Below are 17,053 nucleotides of genomic sequence, written 5' to 3' on the forward strand. Positions count from 1 at the left end.
GTAGACAACAAATAAAAACCCGAACTATTAGGCGAATGATTAATTGATATATCACCTAATAATTCGGGTTTTTCATTAGCTTTAATACTTATTTCCCAGCCTCTTTCCTATACAGTTATATCTTTAAAAGACATATCGGACAACTACAAATATTTTGGTTAGAAAATAAATGAAATTATTTGTCTTTTATAAAAGGTTTGTTAACAAAGTGATACATCCAGCCCATTAAAACTGCACCACCGATTAAATTACCAAGTGTAACTGGGATAAGGTTATGAATAACACCTTGTAATGTAAAGCTGTCAGGAGGATTTGACACAAATGCAATAGCAAACGTACACATATTGGCAATACTGTGTTCATAACCTGAAATGAAAAAGCAAAAAACAAATAGCATCATTGTAAATAGCTTCGCCCCATCGCCTTTTAATCTCATAGGTATAAAGAAAGCAAGACAAACGAGCCAGTTACAAAGTATACCTCTAAAAAATAATTCGGATGTTGGTAGATGCACTTTTTTATCTGCTACACTTAATAAAAAACTAGTAGTTGATGCATCAGAAAACAAACCAGTTGAATATATGAAAAAGGCAAAAAAGCAAGCTCCAATTATGTTTCCAATATAACTTGTTATCCAAAGTTTTATTGCGATTGGCCATTTCATCTTTTTCCGGAAAGCTGTGTAAGAATAATAAAAAGTATTTCCAGTAAATAAATCTCCCCCACCATATGCTATTAAAATAATAGCAGCACCAAAGGTTAAAGCTGCAATTGGGTAAGCGAATGGAGAATGCTCGATATAAAAGAAATTTCCTGCTTTAAATGCGACGATTACTCCAAATCCGATAAACATACTAGCCAGAATTGATCGTAGTATATATCTTAATGGACTATTTTCGTAAATTTTCTTTTTTTTATTTGCTAATTCCTCAACAAGTAATAATGCTTCTTGTTCCAATGTAATTCACACTCCATTGATTCTTTTCTAATACCTATATCTTACTTTAAAAAAGAAATTCTAAACGTGAGGTTTATCACTAGTTCATCTAAACTTCTATCATGTTTTTACACATTGAAGATATAAGCGGTTTTTTGAATTCCTAACCTAATTAATAAAGGCTGTTTTCGCAAACTTTGTTGCTTTTAAATACCTTAAGCAATCAGCACTGTATTAAGTCTAGTGGCATCTTTTCTTCATAAAATAGTACCCTTATAGTGAAAAACACTGTTTTCACTATAAATTTTGGTTACATAGCAACAATCTTTCAGAAAAGAGCCTTAATAAAAAATGTCAAAGAGAGACCTAATAAGAGTGAAACAGGAACTTATGTAGTTTTTCGGAAAGTTATTAGTTGTTAATAAACACACCAGCTAAAGAAAGAAAAAAATCTCTATAAAATTAGGTTGGAAATAGGTTAAAATTGTTTTTCATTTATTTTACTGAAATATCTATTATTGACATAAAAAAATAGTTTTAACTTGATTTTGTTGTTAAAATAAGTTTTTCAGTATAATTATTTTTGTATATATACGAATAAATATACATAAGAATGTCGAGTTGAGTCATTATCAAAGCATAAGATACAATTGATTTAAGGGGGAGATTAACGTGAAAAATAAACATATATCGATTATTGGAGTACCAATGGATTTAGGGCAATCTAGACGTGGTGTAGATATGGGGCCAAGTGCCATTCGTTATGCAGGTGTTGTTGAACGATTGGAAGAGCTAGAGTACGAGATTCATGATAAAGGTGATATTGAGATTGGTAGACCTGGTAAAGATGAACAAGCTTCAGATGGAAATCTTAAATTTTTGAGTGCTGTATCAAATGCGAGTGAAAAGCTAGCTTCGGCTGTTGATGAAGTGATAGAGGAAGGATCTTTTCCACTTGTGTTTGGTGGTGATCATAGTATCGCCATTGGAACGTTAGCTGGTGTTTCAAAGCATTACAATAATTTAGGCGTGATATGGTATGACGCACATGGAGATTTGAATACGGCTGAAACATCTCCAACAGGAAATATACATGGTATGCCTTTGGCAGTTAGTTTAGGTATTGGGCATCCAACTTTAACCAACATTGCAGGCTATATGCCTAAAGTAAAACCAGAGAATATAGTGATTATTGGAGCACGTTCCCTTGATGAAGGAGAAAGAATACTTATTCGTGAAAAAGGTATAAAGGTTTATACAATGCACGAAATTGATCGCCTTGGGATGACTAGGGTGATGGAAGAAGCAATTGATTATTTAAAAGACAAAACAGATGGAGTTCATTTATCCCTAGATTTAGATGGATTAGATCCAAGTGATGCACCTGGAGTGGGAACACCTGTATTAGGTGGAATTAGCTATCGAGAAAGTCATTTAGCAATGGAAATTCTTGAGGAATCTAAAATAATTACATCAGCAGAATTTGTTGAAGTTAATCCCATTTTAGACCATGGAAATAGTACAGCAACTGTTGCTGTAGCATTAATGGGATCTTTATTCGGAGAAAAATTACTGTAAGGTAAGTAGCAGATCCTACCTTCATAAAAGATGGTGAGGAAAGACTTATAAAAAGTTTATTTTAAGTTGAATTTACCTACTAATATATTTGTTTTTGCAGCTTGGGAGTTATTATGATTATGTTCTTACAATAATAGAATAAAATGTGCATTTAATAACTCCTTTTTTTAGAATATTATTTCGAATGATTTGTTCAGCGTTGTTATATCCTTTTCAACCTAGAATGCACAAATAATTTGTTTACTAGGAGTATAAATTGGATATACATCATTAATAGATAATGAATTTTTTCTATAGTAGTTAGATAATCGTCATCCATCTTGGTTAATTATTACTTCAAGTATTCATGATTTATTGTAATCTACTAAACTAGGAATAAATGGGATAGGAATAGGTTCATTAACTAGCGTCTTGATGTATGTTATAAGCCACTCAGGAGTTATTTAAGTATTAAACCAAATCGAATCTAAATAAGGCGCTTTCATTCCTAAAGTTTTCCTGAAACCTGCTAATTATATTTTGTGAAACTAATTAAATTAAAATAGGAGGAATGTATATGAAAAATGTATCAGAAAAAGTTATTAATCAAACAGAACAATTTGGTGCGAATAATTATAATCCCTTACCAATCGTTATCTCACAAGCTGATGGAATTTGGGTAGAAGATCCTGAGGGTAATAAATATTTAGATATGTTAAGTGCCTATTCTGCAGTAAACCAAGGTCATAGACATCCAAAAATAATTAAAGCGTTAAAAGATCAAGCTGATCGTGTAACATTAACATCTCGTGCTTTTCATAATGATCAGTTAGGTCCTTGGTATGAAAGAATTTCACGAATGACGAAAAAAGAAATGGCTTTACCAATGAACACAGGTGCGGAAGCTGTAGAAACAGCGATTAAAGCAATTAGACGTTGGGGATATGAAGTAAAAGGTATTGAAAATAACAAAGCAGAAATTATTGCATGTGAAGGGAATTTTCATGGTCGTACAATGTCTGCTGTTTCATTATCTTCTGAGGAGGAATATCGTAGAGGATTTGGGCCAATGTTACCAGGAATTAAACTCATTCCTTATGGTGATGTAGAGGCGCTAAAAGCAGCTATTACACCAGAAACAGCAGGCTTTATTTTTGAACCAATTCAAGGTGAAGCTGGTATTAATATTCCTGAAGATGGTTTTCTTAAAGAAGCATTCAACGTATGTAAAGAAAGCAATGTGCTATTTGTGGCAGATGAAATCCAAGCTGGACTTGGACGTTCGGGTAAGATGTTTGCATGTGATTGGGAAGACGTTGTTCCTGATATGTATATCTTAGGAAAAGCATTAGGCGGTGGAGTATTCCCAATTTCTTGTGTTGTGGCAAACCGTGATGTTTTAGGAGTATTCAATCCTGGTTCACATGGATCAACATTTGGAGGAAATCCATTAGCTTGTGCTGTTTCAATTGCTGCTTTGGATGTTTTGGAAGAAGAAAAACTTGTTGAACAGTCTTTAAAATTAGGGAACTATTTTGTTAAACGCTTAAAAGAAATAGACAATCCACTGATAAAGGAAATTCGTGGGAGAGGTTTATTTATTGGAGTAGAATTAACGGAGCCAGCAAGGAGCTATTGTGAAAAACTAAAAGAGCAGGGTTTATTATGTAAAGAAACACATGATACAGTTATTCGCTTTGCACCACCGCTTGTTATAACAGAAGAAGAACTAGATTGGGCAATTGAACGCATTAAGAACGTATTAGCATAATTCTATAAAATGAATAATTTTAAAAATGAAATCTTAAATGATTTCATTTTTTTTTGTATAACTGTAAGAAGTTCAACTCTATTGAATCCTTAAGTTGAACCATTTTGAAAATAAATGTAATATCTTGACGAATTATATATTATAATGTCATTAAGTAAGCGTTTTTATTAGGGGATATAGTAAAACGAATTTTCTACATTTGTGAAGACAAAATAGGGGGTCTGTAAAATGAAGAAATCAAATATAAGAGGACAAACATCGCTTAAAATGAAGTTAACTATTTTATGCATGTTGTTACTAGCCATACCTTCTCTGACAATAGGCATAATGGGATATTCATCTAGTAAGAAAAATTTAGATGAATTAGGTGCAACTAATTTACAAAACAATGTAAAAATGGCAATAAAGTTAATTGAAAGCGTTAACAAAGAAGTGGAAGATGGTGTGATTACTCTAGAAGAAGGACAGGAAAGGGTAAAAGCATTGTTAACGGGAGAAAAACAAGCCGATGGAAAGAGACCGATAGATAAGACGATTAACATGGGAGAAAATGGGTATTTCTTCGTTATGAATAATGAGGGTGTGTTGATTGCTCATCCAAGTTCTGAAGGTAAGGATTTAACTGAAATGGAAGATCCAAATGGTGTGAATGTGGGGAATGAAATTTTAGGAGCAGCAAAATCAGGGAGTGGTTTTGCTTATTATGAATGGCCTTTACCGAATGATCCGGACAAAATAGAACCTAAAGTGACGTATGCAGAAGAAGATCCTAATTGGGGATGGGTAATCTCAGCTGGAACATATATGATTGACTTTAATAAAGTGGCTAATCCAATTCTCCACACTTTATTAATTACGTTAGGTTTATCACTTTTAATTGGATCGATCATTGTATGGCTTGTGTTGGATCGAGCTATAGCACCAATTAAAAAAATTGCTAATGAAATGAGTCTTGTAGCAGATGGAGTATTAACGGTTGACCATGTTCATGTGAAAAGTAATGATGAAGTAAAGTTACTAGCAGAAAGCTATAATAAGATGGTCGTTAGTTTTAAACAATTGATTCAGCATGTTGTTCAAACAACAGAGCATGTGACAACTTCATCTGAACAATTGAAGTTGAATGCATTGGAAACAAAATTTGCTTCAGAGCAAATCGCAAAAGCACAACAAGAAGTAGCTTATGGTGCGGAAGAACAAGCAAGTAAAGTGGTTCACTCTGCTAACATATCTCAACATATTTCAAAAGATGTAGAGGCTATATCACAGCAAGTAGAAACAGCTTCAAATGCATCACAAATAGCTTATACACAAGCAAGTAAAGGTGAGGTGAATTTGAAGAAAGTAGTCGATCAAATGACCATTATCACAACGAATACAGAGGAGACAGGAAGAGCTATTCAATTATTGAATAAAAAATCGTCTGAAATAGAAAGGATCGTTTCACTTATCAATGATATAGCAACTCAAACAAATTTGTTAGCATTAAATGCAGCAATAGAAGCAGCAAGAGCTGGTGAGCATGGAAAAGGTTTTGCTGTTGTAGCAGATGAAGTAAGAAAGCTAGCTGAACAATCAAGTTTATCTACTCATCAGATTAATGAACTAATTACTGAAATACAAAATTATACGATAAAAGCTGTAGAATCTATGCAACAAGGTGAACGTGCAGTGAAAGCGGGTACTGAAATTGTTAACAATGCTGGAGTTTCATTTAAAGAAATTGCAGGGACTGTAAAACAAGTTGTAACTCAGATGGATGAAGTGACAAACTCAATTGATCGAATCCAAACAGGAACAGAAAACTTAGTAGAGTCCATTGAAAGTGTAAATGAAATTACTGAACGTACAAGTGAATCTACAGGAGAAGTATCAGCAGCAACAGAGGAACAATTAGCATTAATAGAAGAAATAAACGGCTCTGCAGGAACAATGCATGTTAAAGCCAACGAATTAATAGATCTGGTTCGAAAATTTAAGATATAGAACGTTTTGAGATGAATCCTTTCCTTATAGAAGTGTGAAATTTGAGTTTTATATATTCGCATAAATCACTTCAAAGATGCCTTTATATGCGTTAATTGCTGGTCAAGTGATTTAAAGATAATAGCCTTTTATTAAGACGCATGTAATTTTCATGCGTCTTAGTTTGTTGAGAAATGTTTGCTTTCTACGTTGTTGCTTTTATTTATAACGTTCACTGAAATTAAAATAACCTATGATTCGACAATAATCTCTTATTTATCATGTTATTATGATTTTATTAATTGAACTACTAATCAAAGGTAATAGAGAGGAGTAGTTAAAAGTGCTTACAAGTGTTGTTAGTATCGGTTTTACTGTTTTAATAGTGTTTATCATTATCTTTGTTTTATATAGAAAATTAATTAACAAGAAAACCCCAACAGTTCATTACACCCCATTTGACGAAATAACGGGTCAATCACCTGTTAAGTTTCATGAAGAACAACAAACGCTTGCTGAGGAATTTGAACAAGGAGAAGGAAAAGATAGAAAAAAATAAGCTGAAATGAAAAGATTCATAGAAATTAACTTTGATTGGAAAGAGGAAGAAGATCTTGAGAAAATGTTTCCATTAGGTTGGGGACAATTTGATGAGAATCCAGTCGTATAATAGACAAGATGAAAGGGGGCATAATGATGAGTGATAGTGGTTTTAACGTAGGAGATCTAATTTTTCAGTTGGTTATGATCGCAATACCAATAATCTTTCTTATCATTTTTATCATCCTGTTTCGCGGATTAATGAAAAAAAATGGTCAGATTAACAGAATGGAAGAAAAAATTGATAGAATAGAGCAGAAAATCAATAACCTTACTAGAGAATAAATCATGTGACGAAAACCTTGCTTGTACTTCAGTGAGGTTTTTCTGCATTTTAGCTTAATATTAATGAAGTTTAAGATAAAAAGGTAGAAACAGAACAGTATATAAATCAACAAAAACAATTGACGCTAACAATTAAAAAATGTAGACTGAAAAAATCATTCAGAAGGTATAGTAGGTAGGATGGTGTAAACAATATTATATTGAATTTTAGCATGGTATCATTATTAGCCAATAATATTGAAGAATTAAATTTATAGAGAAAGCAATATGAACAATGAAAACTTGAGTTTATAAAACAAGATGATGTGTTAACAATAAGATTAGTTTGTGATGGGCTATGGTTTTCAAGCATATTTCATTTGGATTTTTTATGAAAAAGAAGAGGCATTTCAGCTGATTCATTATCTACTTGATAAACTCGAGGAGGGAAAATAGCATGGCCTATTTACTATTATTTATCTCGATTGTACTAGAAGTATTTGGTTCAACAATGTTAAAGTTTTCGGAAGGATTCAAAAAATTATTTCCTTCTATATTTGTTGTAGTTGGATACGGATTAGCATTTTATCTATTGTCTATCGTACTTAAAACATTACCTTTAGGAATTGTTTATGCTACATGGAGTGGAATTGGAACGATTTTTACAGTATGTGTTGGAGTTTATCTTTTTAAAGAAAAACTGAACAAACAAGGGTATGTAGGGATCGGGTTACTTGTTGTTGGTTTAGTCATAATGAATATGAGTAAATAAGAAAGGTGGAATAATGATGAAGGGAATACTATACTTAATGATAGCTGTGTTGTCAGAGGTTTTTGGATCAACAATGTTAAAGCTTTCAAATGGTTTTACAAACTTCATTCCTTCTATTGGGGTGGTCGTTGGTTTTTTGTTAGCTTTTTTATCTTTAAGCTTTTCTCTTAAAACAATTCCTTTATCGTCTGCTTATGCAACATGGTCTGGATTGGGCACTGCATTAACAGCGTTAATAGGTGTGTTGCTTTTTCAAGAGAGTTTTACTTTCATCAAGCTATTAGGTTTATGTCTTGTGATTTTGGGAATTTATTTATTAAATACATCTTCTCAAACGCTTGAAGATCAACAAATTAAGATGAGTGAATAAAAAATCGCACAACTGTTAAGCAAATAAAAACGTTATAATAAAGTATAATATAAACTTTTTTCGTAACTTTGTTACTTTTAGTAATTTGAAGCAAAAATAACTGAATAAAGTATGGTGGTATTTTCTCTATTTTTTATTAAATCCTAAAAACACTGTTCTTATCAGATAGGAAAGTTAAAATAAACAATTATACAAGGTGGCAATTATGAATAAGCAAAAGTTATACGTGGATATCGCAAGTTATATAGAAAAGCAGAATCAAATTTCCGCTTTGAAGCTTTCTAATTTTTTGATTGAAAATAATGGTTTCTCAGACAAGCAATTCTCAACAGGAAGACCTAAACTATACGTTGAGGTTGTGATTTATTTGGAAAAACTAGTCAAGGACAGTGTATTAAAACCATTAGAGAGAGATCAAAATGATTGTAAATATGATGTTGTTTCTAAACTAATACAAGAACCTGTGTCCTCTAAGGAAGAAGAGGCAAAGAACAATAACGATCAAGAAGATGAAGATATGCAGTTGTCTCTGTTTTGAAGTTGTTACTGATCTGTTCTAATAGAATAAAAAGGTGTGGTAGTAATCATGAGAATTATCAATCATTCCTATAAAAGACGAGGTACAATTGAATTTATGTTTGATGACTTTCCATTCTCGAAAGTAATTTTTTCACCAATTAAAAATTATTACTTTGTTCGAACGGTCAAATGGGATCCTTACGATCCTATTGTGAATAGAATTGATCTTGAGGAAATGGAAATACTAGTTAATGAGTTTCTAGGTTGTCTAGATTTTTATAAAGATAGAAAAGCATTTAAAGAATATAGTAGATAAAGCGTAGGAGTCATTTATATTTATGATTCCTACGTTTTATCTTATTATTTAACATGAAAAGTAAAATCTGAACTTTTCAGACCTTGACAAACGCTCACTTTTTTAAGTTAGTTATCTTGTTGGGATATTCATTACAAACATGATAACTTCGCTTATAAGTGTTGCAAGCCCTGAAAGTAAAGTTATTAATCAGTCAGAGACTTGTGGATAGATACTTTTCTAACATGGTGATTTTTCATTAAAATGCTCCTGATCCACCACCACCACCGCCAGTTCCCCCACCGCTACTAGTACTTGAACTATTATGAGTAGTACTACCAGCAGATTGATCTGCAGAATAAAAGCTAGATGATGCGTGTGGTCCTAAAAAGAAAATGGCTGATGAATCATGATGGTGATGATCCTTACTATTGCTTTTGTGTGATTTAAAAGCCATGACTAAATCTTCATTTTTCTTGCGAATTTTTTTATCATTAATTCCTAGTCCATAAATATAAGCAATTACTTGATCTTCTTCAGGCCATTTTTCCCATTCTGAAAGATTTGTTGTTTTGTATTTTTCTTTGAAATTCTCCCATTCATATGATAACTTTACACCTTCCAAAGTTTTTGGGTGATAGGCAATTGCAAAGGTGATTGTTACAATAAAAAGCAAAAGTGCTGTAAAAAATGATCCGATAGAATCATAAATTGGAAAGAAAAATAAAAAAGGCAGCAATAATAAGCTAGAAAAGCCCACTAGCAAACGAAAAACAGTTTTATTTTGATAAAAGCTTTGTTCAGAAATCTCGTCTTTAACTGCTTGTTTCCATTTTGTTTGAAAAGAAATATATTTAGTATGATTTTTCTCATTCTTAGTATATGAACGTAAGTCTTCAAAACTGAACTGTTGATTATAACCAATTTTATCAAATAACCATTGAATTAATATTTGCTCGTGAGGTAAAGCGCCTTTTCTATGAATAAGCTGGAAATAGGAATTTGAAGTCTGTTTTACATACCCTTTCCGGACTAGATCTAATAATGCTGCTGCCATTGCTTGTGGTGGTAAATGTTTTTGATTTGTGTAATAGATCGTTGCAATTAAACTCATTCTTAATTTAGGAATGTTCGAAAATGTAATGCTCTCTCTCTTAATTTCAATAGAAGTTGAACGTGCTTTAAACCATCCGTTAAACATGAGTAAAAACAAAACTGTTGCAAAAATAGGTAGACCAATGATTGATATCGTATTTAAAGTGATTTTTGTCTCTTCTTTTGCTTTCGCTTGATCAAGTAAAGCTTGTTTTTCATTTAATATTTCTTGTTTTATTTTTATTTCTGAAACAATCGGTGCATTAGAGAATAATTTTGGATCATATGCAACACGAATGTCTCCATTAGACTCACTCGGTACATATCCAAAATGAAAAATAACACTGTCATCTTGCTGTATACTTTCTGTTTGAAAGGCTTCATCATAACCAAGTGCAATAACCTCAGTATCAGTTTGAGCAGGTGGATGTATGGTTATAATGAGATTTTCATAGCTACTTTCATTTCGATCATCAAAAAATGGCCAGTAAAATTGAGCAGCATCTTGATAGATCTCAACACCATTTTCAATCATATATTGAAGTGTGATCGTTATCTTTTCATCTGCTCCTTTTCGATAGATCTTATAAACACTTCCCTCTTTATTGACTTTTAAAGATTTATTGTTTTCATTCGCTGAAAATTGACTTATATTTGCTGATTTTTTGGGAATTAATTGCCGGGTGATACCATTAAATTCTCCCTCAAATTCATATGTATGAGTTTCATAAACTTGAACATTTCCATTCTCTTGTAGGTATGCGTTGATTGAGACATTATTAATATTGTACTCAACCGCATAACTTTTATAGGGGAAAAATAATAACAACAAAAGAAAAAACAGGGAGCTTATTATTTTTTTTCTCATTCTTTCACCTCTTTCATAGTATTTATACGAATAAGAGAGAAACAGGTTTCATAAATAAGAGAATTTATAATATAAAAACCATATATTTACATGTCGATATTCACATGTTAGTATATGTTAAAAAAGGCTCTTTCCTGAACGTTTGTTGCTATGTAACTTAAATTCGGAGTGAATACAGTGTTTTTTCACTATAAGGGTACTAATTTATTTAGAAAAGATGCCACTAGATGTAATACAGTGCTAATTGCTTCGGTTATTTAAAAGCAACAAAGTTTGCGAAAACAGCCTTAAAAAAACATGCAATGATGAGAAGAGTAGATAAATTAATATCTAATCAGAGAGCTCCGGTAGCTGAAAAGGAGTTAGAATTAATTCATTGAAACAAGTCTCTAAGCATTACATTGGAACTTTGCAGTGGGGATAATGTGACAGGAGCTCCTGTTATAGAGCTAAGGTATACGGTAAAATACCTGATAAGGTTAATATGGTGACATATTAATAAAACTGAGGTGGCACCGCGATCTAATTCTCGCCCTCAAGAGATCATTTCTTGAGGGGGAGATTTTTTGTTGTTAAAAAATTATTCTATTAAAAAAATGAAATCATGGAAATACCCTGTCATTATATTACTTACAATAGGTATTTCAAATACTGGTTCATGGATATATTTACTTGCATTAAATCTCACTGTTTTGGATTTAACAAAGAGTTCTGCATTTGCTGTTGCAGGTTTGTATATTATGCAGCCAACAGCAACATTATTAACTAATATATGGTCTGGAAGTTTAATAGATCGATTCAATAAGAGAAGGATACTCATAGCAATCGATTTTATTAGAGCTTTAGTGATATGTATTATTCCTTTTCTTGATTCACTAACAGCTATTTATTTTATTGTATTAATTTTAGGGATAACTAACTCTATTTTTATTCCAACCTCAATGTCATATATTACTATGCTTATTGAGCCTGAACAGAGGAAAAGCTTTAACTCTTTACGAAGTTTAATTAGTTCTGGTGCATTTTTAATAGGTCCAGCTTTAGCAGGTTTAATATTTCTGTTTGGTAACCCTGTAACAGCAATCTATATCAATTCGATTGCGTTGTTTTTATCAGGATTGCTTACTTTTTTACTACCGAACCTTGAGAATAGCACAATAGAGAAAAATTCTAGCAATCAGCTGCTATTTAAAGTGTTGAAAGAAGATTTGCATGTTGTTTTAACATTTAGCCAAAAAAACTTTTTAGTTATGAAAATTTATCTTACTTTTAGTGCCTTAGTAGTGATGATGACAGCAATTGATTCACTTGAGGCTGCATTTTCAACAACCGTACTAGGACTATCTGAAAAGGAATATGGTTTTTTGGTTAGTATTGCAGGTGCTGGTATTATAATTGGATCATTGATAACAACTGTATTCTCTAAAAAATTATCAGTTGAATTAATGATTAGTATGGGTGTAGTAGTTGTTGGAGTTGGATACTTAATCTATTCCTTTTCAACGACCTTTTTAATGGCAGCTACGGGCTTCTTTGTTTTAGCTTTTTTCCTAGCCTTTGCAAATACAGGAATTCACACCTATTATCAAGAAAATATTCCTGTTGAAATAATGGGGAGGGTTAGTAGTATTTATTCATTAGTTGAGGCATTTTTTATTATTTTAATGACATTCTCTTTTGGGTTGGCAACTCAATTTATATCACTTCAGCTTGTCATAATCATAGGGGCTTTCATGCTTCTAGGTATTTCCATGTATTTACTTGCTTTAAATGCAATCACTTTAAAAAAGAAATACTTAATTAGAGTGAAAACAGAAGGGAAAATAAACGGGTTATAGAATAGTAAATGACATGATAAATAATGAGGGAGTGAGTGAGGATGAAAAAAATAACCGTATATCACTTTGATGCTTTTAGTAAGGTTGAAAATAAAGGTAATCCTGCAGGTGTTGTCTTAAACGCTGGGCATTTAACAGATGAAGAAATGCAGTCGATCGCTTTCAATGTTGGTTTTAATGAAACAGCATTTATATTAAACTCAGAGATTGCAGATGTTAAGATTCGCTATTTTACACCTGGACATGAAACAAATCTTTGTGGTCATGCAACAATGGCAGCAATTTATGCACTAAAAACGAAGGAAATGCTAGCTGATAAAATGAAACTAACAATTGAAACTAAAGCAGGAATATTACCAATTAACATACAGCAAAAATCGGATGATTATCTTATTACGATGAAACAAGCTTCACCACAATTTAAAGATTTTAGTGGTTCTAAAAGTGAGTTAGCTCATTCAATTGGTATCGAAGTCGATGAAATTGATGAACAAACACCAATCTTCTATGGAAATACAGGGATTTGGACATTATTAATACCAATAAAAAAAGTTAAAACGTTTGAGAAAATGAAACCCATATCCCAATTGTTTCCTTCAATTTTAAAAGAGATACCGAAAGCTTCAGTTCATCCATTTTGTTTAGAAACATTCGATCTCTCTGCACATATGCATGCAAGACACTTTTCATCACCATTTTCAGGAACGAAAGAAGACTCTGCAACAGGAACAGCATCAGGTGTAATGGGTGCCTACTATGCAACATATATTCACCCAGATTCCATATATCCAGTGAAACTAACAGTTGAAACAAGGTATTGAAATGAATAAAGATGGACGTATCTTTGTGGAAGTCTCAAAGGAAACAAATAGATTCGATGTGGAAATATCGGGTCATGTCACATATGTGAATGAATTTGAGGTAGATTTATAATTCAATAGATTGAACTCATATCATCATCGAATTCGTAATAAAACGTTCATCTTTTCCTCCTGTATTTCTCTATATGTGCTTTATAATAAGGGTTAGGAGGGATAAAATGGAAAATGTGACGTTTTTATTAGCTTTTAGCGGTGGGTTGTTAGCGTTTATTTCACCCTGTTGCTTGCCTTTATATCCATCGTTTATTTCATATATAACGGGTATGTCAGTAAGTGAGTTAAAGGGTGAGAAAACGAATGTGCATAGAAAAACAATTCTTATTCATTCTGTGTTCTTTTCAATAGGATTTTCTGTTATTTATTATATTTTAGGATTTTCGATGAGTGGTGTTGGTTCATTTTTCAAGGATTATCAAGACTTAATTAGAATGCTTGGCGGCATATTTATTGTATTAATGGGTCTTTTTATGCTCGAAATATTTCAGCCGAAATTTATGTTAAAAGATACAAGATCACAGAAGAAAAGGAAAATTGGTTATTTGAATTCCTTTTTAATTGGACTTGGTTTTGCTGCTGGATGGACGCCATGTATTGGACCGATTTTTGGAGTTATCATGTACACGAGTGCTCTGAATCCTTCACAAGCGATGATCAATATTACTGGTTATTCTTTAGGTTTTTGTTTACCTTTCATTATTATGGCTTTCTTTATTAGTAAAACAAAATTCATTTTGAAATATTCTCGAATCCTTATGAAAACTGGGGGCATTGTTATGATTGTTCTTGGTATTTTATTATACTTTAATCAAATGACCTATATCACGATTTGGGTTCAAGAATTTCAATATCAATTATATGATTTAATCAAAGGTAAGTAAGGAGTTTTTTCATGAAACGTAATTTTATCTTTCTTTTTATATTGTTCATTTTAACTGGTTGTACAAATTCAGAAACAACAATCCCGAAGGAATTCGAGGACTTTATACCAGCAAAAGAAAATGAATATTATGTTGTTGGTTATGAAAATGAAAATAATTCTACGACTTTTTTTCAGAAAAGTATTAAGGAATTTAAGGCAGATGCATCAGTTAGTGGTCTCACGATTTATTATAAAGTAGATGAAAACTTCAAAATAAAACATGAGCAATTGAGGTTTGATGAAAATACTGGTTTTATTATTCTTCAAAAAGATAAAACTCCATATTATGTTGATAGTTATCATCATTTCTTGGATGAAAAATAAGAGGGAGATGAATAGGTGAAAAAGCTTAATGTTCTGATATTTTTCTTATTGACTTTGGATGAACTTAAGTAAATCATCTCTTTAAGGTAAATATACATATGCAGTTTGAGTTAAAGATCGAGGCACAACAGCAATAGATATACAAAACGTTGAAATTTTTTTGTTTTTAATAACCAAAGGATAAACCGATCTATTTGAGTCATTATATTGTGGAAAGTAATAGATCGGTTCACACCCAAGTTTGCGATCCTGGTTGGGAACTACTCTTTTATGAATGTTAAATTTTTTTACATAAAGATTGAGAATGATAGGGGGTGTAAAATAAAGTTATCAGGTTAATAAAAAAGACATAAGTTCTAAAGTATACATAGAAATTCTATGTAATTAGGTGTATGATATATTTAAGCTTCAAAATAGGAGGTAATTCATGTTAATAGCAATTGGAAGTCTATTCTTAATTTGTTTACCTGCTTATACATTTGTGAAGATGTTGAAAAGTTTTACACGAAAAGAAGTAGCAGAAGATTATAGGAAAGTTAAAGCTAAGATAAGTGAAGGAATCTATTTATTTGTTGTGTTTTGTGTGTTTATAATTGGATTTTATTTAAATAGTTTTGGAATAGAAGGTGGGGAACCGTTAAGTTTTTATTCGCAAACCAACCAATATCTTAGTGGTTATGCTTCTCTATCTAATGAACATATATCTTCTTTATCTATTTTATTATTATTAAGTTGTTTCGCCTATCAATTGCTAGCAACTAAGATGGGAAAGTTATCTCCTATTGTTCATATGATTTGTAGTTCAATTTTAGTCATGAATATAATTGTAGGGTTTATTTATTTAACTCATACTGGCTTTACTCATTATTCTGAAGAATTTTTCTCGGCTCTTTCCATACTGTTTCTTCAAACTTCTTACTTGTCGTTAAACTTTTTATATATTTCAGTGTTAAAGGTATCTATCGATGATTATCGTCTAGAACAAAAGAAGAAAGATAGGGTGTATCACAATATAATTCTACGATTACTTTATAAATTTACTTTTCACTATTATAAGCTGCCCATTGTGTGGATCTTCTTACTATTTCCGTGCATGATTATAATTCATATGATCCTAGTACTTTTTGGTCAACAACCTGACAGCTTGATAAGGGCTTTTCTTGAAACAAGTAGCTATAACTATTCAAAGCTACCAGAACCAAATCCAAAAATGATTCAAGGTGATGGTCATTATTTATGTACAGTATCATTAAAAGGACATAAAAAAATCGTTAAACCTACAAGATCTGGCATTAGACATGGAACTAGAATAGTAGTTAATCGTCAATTATTAATAGCAAATGCATTTGAAAATATTATAGAACAATACACGCCTAAAACACACAAAGTAATAAGGAGTATTTATGATCAATATGGATATCCACTAAGTAAACATATTCACTCAAGCTGGTTAGCAGATTTTGTTTACTTATTAATGAAACCATTAGAATGGTTGTTTTTATTTGTACTATATACAGTTGATAAAAACCCTGAGAATCGAATTCATATACAATATAGCGAGCTAAGGAAATGAACTTTATACAAAGGATATGTTAAAGCTGAATATTGATTTTTAGCAATCTGTCCAAGAAAAGGAGATTATACATACATGGAATGTTCATGTAAGTCAAAAAGGGTAGTAGAAATCAAAGTAGAAGCAGATTTGGGAGCTGATCCATTATGGTGTAATAAGTGTGGCATTAATTTAGATTTAGACCATTTTATGATATCAAATGAGTTGAAAGAAAAGTTAATCAATTGGATGAATCAATATGGAGAATGGATTGATTGGAGCACAGATACACTGATTCCAACTGCGAAAGAAATGGAAGATAGGCATAATACAGAAGGTGAAAATCTAACAAAATTGTTAGCAAAAGAGCTTGCTCCTGAAGTGAAAGTAGAATTTTCTCCTGCAACAATTGTTATGGTTTATAGGCAAAATACATAGTGTTAAAGTGGTATTGAACCGAGCAAATTTAAGAAGTTTAGAAATGTATTTTAAGATGCGAGCATTTAGTTGTCCCTTAATTTCAGCT

Annotated in this window: 16 protein-coding genes, 1 pseudogene and 1 other annotated feature; of the genes and pseudogenes, 15 read left to right on the forward strand and 2 right to left on the reverse strand. The window is 31.8% G+C overall.

Annotated elements, in window-relative coordinates; all coding sequences use genetic code 11:
* Positions 1-175 precede the first annotated feature (175 nt).
* On the reverse strand, positions 176-958 hold the full coding sequence (locus tag LC076_RS09880) for a formate/nitrite transporter family protein (protein WP_226668120.1): 783 nt from the start codon (positions 956-958) through the stop codon (positions 176-178).
* Between the two features lie 651 nt (positions 959-1,609).
* On the opposite strand from LC076_RS09880, the gene rocF reads away from it, so the two are divergent.
* From rocF to LC076_RS09925, 9 genes are all read left to right on the forward strand, one after another.
* The gene (gene rocF, locus LC076_RS09885; protein ID WP_226668123.1) at positions 1,610-2,515 is read left to right on the forward strand and encodes an arginase; all 906 of its coding nucleotides are present in this window, start codon (positions 1,610-1,612) and stop codon (positions 2,513-2,515) included.
* 556 nt (positions 2,516-3,071) lie between these two features.
* Entirely contained in the window at positions 3,072-4,265 is a 1,194-nt protein-coding gene (locus LC076_RS09890; protein ID WP_226668126.1) for an ornithine--oxo-acid transaminase, read from the forward strand.
* Between the two features lie 228 nt (positions 4,266-4,493).
* Complete coding sequence (locus LC076_RS09895) at positions 4,494-6,251, forward strand: methyl-accepting chemotaxis protein (protein WP_226668129.1); 1,758 nt, start codon at positions 4,494-4,496, stop codon at positions 6,249-6,251.
* 322 nt (positions 6,252-6,573) lie between these two features.
* Entirely contained in the window at positions 6,574-6,789 is a 216-nt protein-coding gene (locus LC076_RS09900; RefSeq protein WP_226668132.1) for a DUF3951 domain-containing protein, read from the forward strand.
* Between the two features lie 137 nt (positions 6,790-6,926).
* Complete coding sequence (locus tag LC076_RS09905) at positions 6,927-7,115, forward strand: DUF4083 family protein (protein ID WP_226668136.1); 189 nt, start codon at positions 6,927-6,929, stop codon at positions 7,113-7,115.
* Positions 7,116-7,551: 436 nt separating this feature from the next.
* Complete coding sequence (locus tag LC076_RS09910) at positions 7,552-7,866, forward strand: DMT family transporter (protein WP_226668139.1); 315 nt, start codon at positions 7,552-7,554, stop codon at positions 7,864-7,866.
* 16 nt (positions 7,867-7,882) lie between these two features.
* Positions 7,883-8,236 (forward strand): multidrug efflux SMR transporter, encoded by a 354-nt coding sequence (locus tag LC076_RS09915; RefSeq protein WP_319005509.1) that lies wholly within the window; start codon positions 7,883-7,885, stop codon positions 8,234-8,236.
* 205 nt (positions 8,237-8,441) lie between these two features.
* A complete protein-coding gene (locus LC076_RS09920; RefSeq protein ID WP_226668144.1) occupies positions 8,442-8,774 on the forward strand; it encodes a DUF3895 domain-containing protein in 333 nt (110 codons plus the stop codon).
* A gap of 48 nt (positions 8,775-8,822) precedes the next feature.
* Positions 8,823-9,071, forward strand: a complete 249-nt coding sequence (locus tag LC076_RS09925) for a hypothetical protein (RefSeq protein WP_226668150.1) — start codon at positions 8,823-8,825, stop codon at positions 9,069-9,071.
* A 238-nt stretch (positions 9,072-9,309) separates the two neighbouring features.
* Here the strand turns inward: LC076_RS09925 and LC076_RS09930 are convergent, their stop codons facing one another.
* The gene (locus LC076_RS09930) at positions 9,310-11,013 is read right to left on the reverse strand and encodes a DUF2207 domain-containing protein (RefSeq protein ID WP_226668153.1); all 1,704 of its coding nucleotides are present in this window, start codon (positions 11,011-11,013) and stop codon (positions 9,310-9,312) included.
* A 293-nt stretch (positions 11,014-11,306) separates the two neighbouring features.
* Positions 11,307-11,553 (forward strand) — a binding site (T-box leader).
* Between the two features lie 26 nt (positions 11,554-11,579).
* On the opposite strand from LC076_RS09930, the gene LC076_RS09935 reads away from it, so the two are divergent.
* The 6 genes and pseudogenes from LC076_RS09935 (at position 11,580) to LC076_RS09960 (ending at position 16,965) form a co-directional block, all read left to right on the forward strand.
* Positions 11,580-12,851 carry an MFS transporter gene (locus LC076_RS09935; protein WP_226668155.1) on the forward strand — a complete coding sequence of 424 codons (1,272 nt, stop codon included), beginning with the start codon at positions 11,580-11,582 and terminating at the stop codon, positions 12,849-12,851.
* A 41-nt stretch (positions 12,852-12,892) separates the two neighbouring features.
* Positions 12,893-13,784: pseudogene (locus tag LC076_RS09940) on the forward strand (PhzF family phenazine biosynthesis isomerase).
* 106 nt (positions 13,785-13,890) lie between these two features.
* A complete protein-coding gene (locus tag LC076_RS09945; protein ID WP_226668158.1) occupies positions 13,891-14,610 on the forward strand; it encodes a cytochrome c biogenesis CcdA family protein in 720 nt (239 codons plus the stop codon).
* Between the two features lie 11 nt (positions 14,611-14,621).
* Entirely contained in the window at positions 14,622-14,975 is a 354-nt protein-coding gene (locus LC076_RS09950) for a lipoprotein (protein ID WP_226668160.1), read from the forward strand.
* A 427-nt stretch (positions 14,976-15,402) separates the two neighbouring features.
* On the forward strand, positions 15,403-16,548 hold the full coding sequence (locus LC076_RS09955) for a DUF6688 family protein (protein WP_226668163.1): 1,146 nt from the start codon (positions 15,403-15,405) through the stop codon (positions 16,546-16,548).
* Between the two features lie 75 nt (positions 16,549-16,623).
* Positions 16,624-16,965 (forward strand): hypothetical protein, encoded by a 342-nt coding sequence (locus tag LC076_RS09960; RefSeq protein ID WP_226668164.1) that lies wholly within the window; start codon positions 16,624-16,626, stop codon positions 16,963-16,965.
* Positions 16,966-17,053: the final 88 nt, after the last annotated feature.

It is taken from the genome of Metabacillus litoralis (genome assembly GCF_020524045.1).
Taxonomy (GTDB): Bacteria; Bacillota; Bacilli; order Bacillales; family Bacillaceae; genus Metabacillus; species Metabacillus litoralis_C.

What these genes read in the sequence shown, in the direction of transcription:
- LC076_RS09890 (WP_226668126.1), top strand. Translation starts at nt 3,072, where the DNA reads ATGAAAAATGTATCAGAAAAAGTTATTAATCAAACAGAACAATTTGGT.
- LC076_RS09895 (WP_226668129.1), top strand. Translation starts at nt 4,494, where the DNA reads ATGAAGAAATCAAATATAAGAGGACAAACATCGCTTAAAATGAAGTTA.
- LC076_RS09905 (WP_226668136.1), top strand. Translation starts at nt 6,927, where the DNA reads ATGAGTGATAGTGGTTTTAACGTAGGAGATCTAATTTTTCAGTTGGTT.
- LC076_RS09910 (WP_226668139.1), top strand. Translation starts at nt 7,552, where the DNA reads ATGGCCTATTTACTATTATTTATCTCGATTGTACTAGAAGTATTTGGT.
- LC076_RS09915 (WP_319005509.1), top strand. Translation starts at nt 7,883, where the DNA reads ATGAAGGGAATACTATACTTAATGATAGCTGTGTTGTCAGAGGTTTTT.
- LC076_RS09920 (WP_226668144.1), top strand. Translation starts at nt 8,442, where the DNA reads ATGAATAAGCAAAAGTTATACGTGGATATCGCAAGTTATATAGAAAAG.
- LC076_RS09925 (WP_226668150.1), top strand. Translation starts at nt 8,823, where the DNA reads ATGAGAATTATCAATCATTCCTATAAAAGACGAGGTACAATTGAATTT.
- LC076_RS09930 (WP_226668153.1), bottom strand. Translation starts at nt 11,013, where the DNA reads ATGAGAAAAAAAATAATAAGCTCCCTGTTTTTTCTTTTGTTGTTATTA.
- LC076_RS09945 (WP_226668158.1), top strand. Translation starts at nt 13,891, where the DNA reads ATGGAAAATGTGACGTTTTTATTAGCTTTTAGCGGTGGGTTGTTAGCG.
- LC076_RS09950 (WP_226668160.1), top strand. Translation starts at nt 14,622, where the DNA reads ATGAAACGTAATTTTATCTTTCTTTTTATATTGTTCATTTTAACTGGT.
- LC076_RS09955 (WP_226668163.1), top strand. Translation starts at nt 15,403, where the DNA reads ATGTTAATAGCAATTGGAAGTCTATTCTTAATTTGTTTACCTGCTTAT.
- LC076_RS09960 (WP_226668164.1), top strand. Translation starts at nt 16,624, where the DNA reads ATGGAATGTTCATGTAAGTCAAAAAGGGTAGTAGAAATCAAAGTAGAA.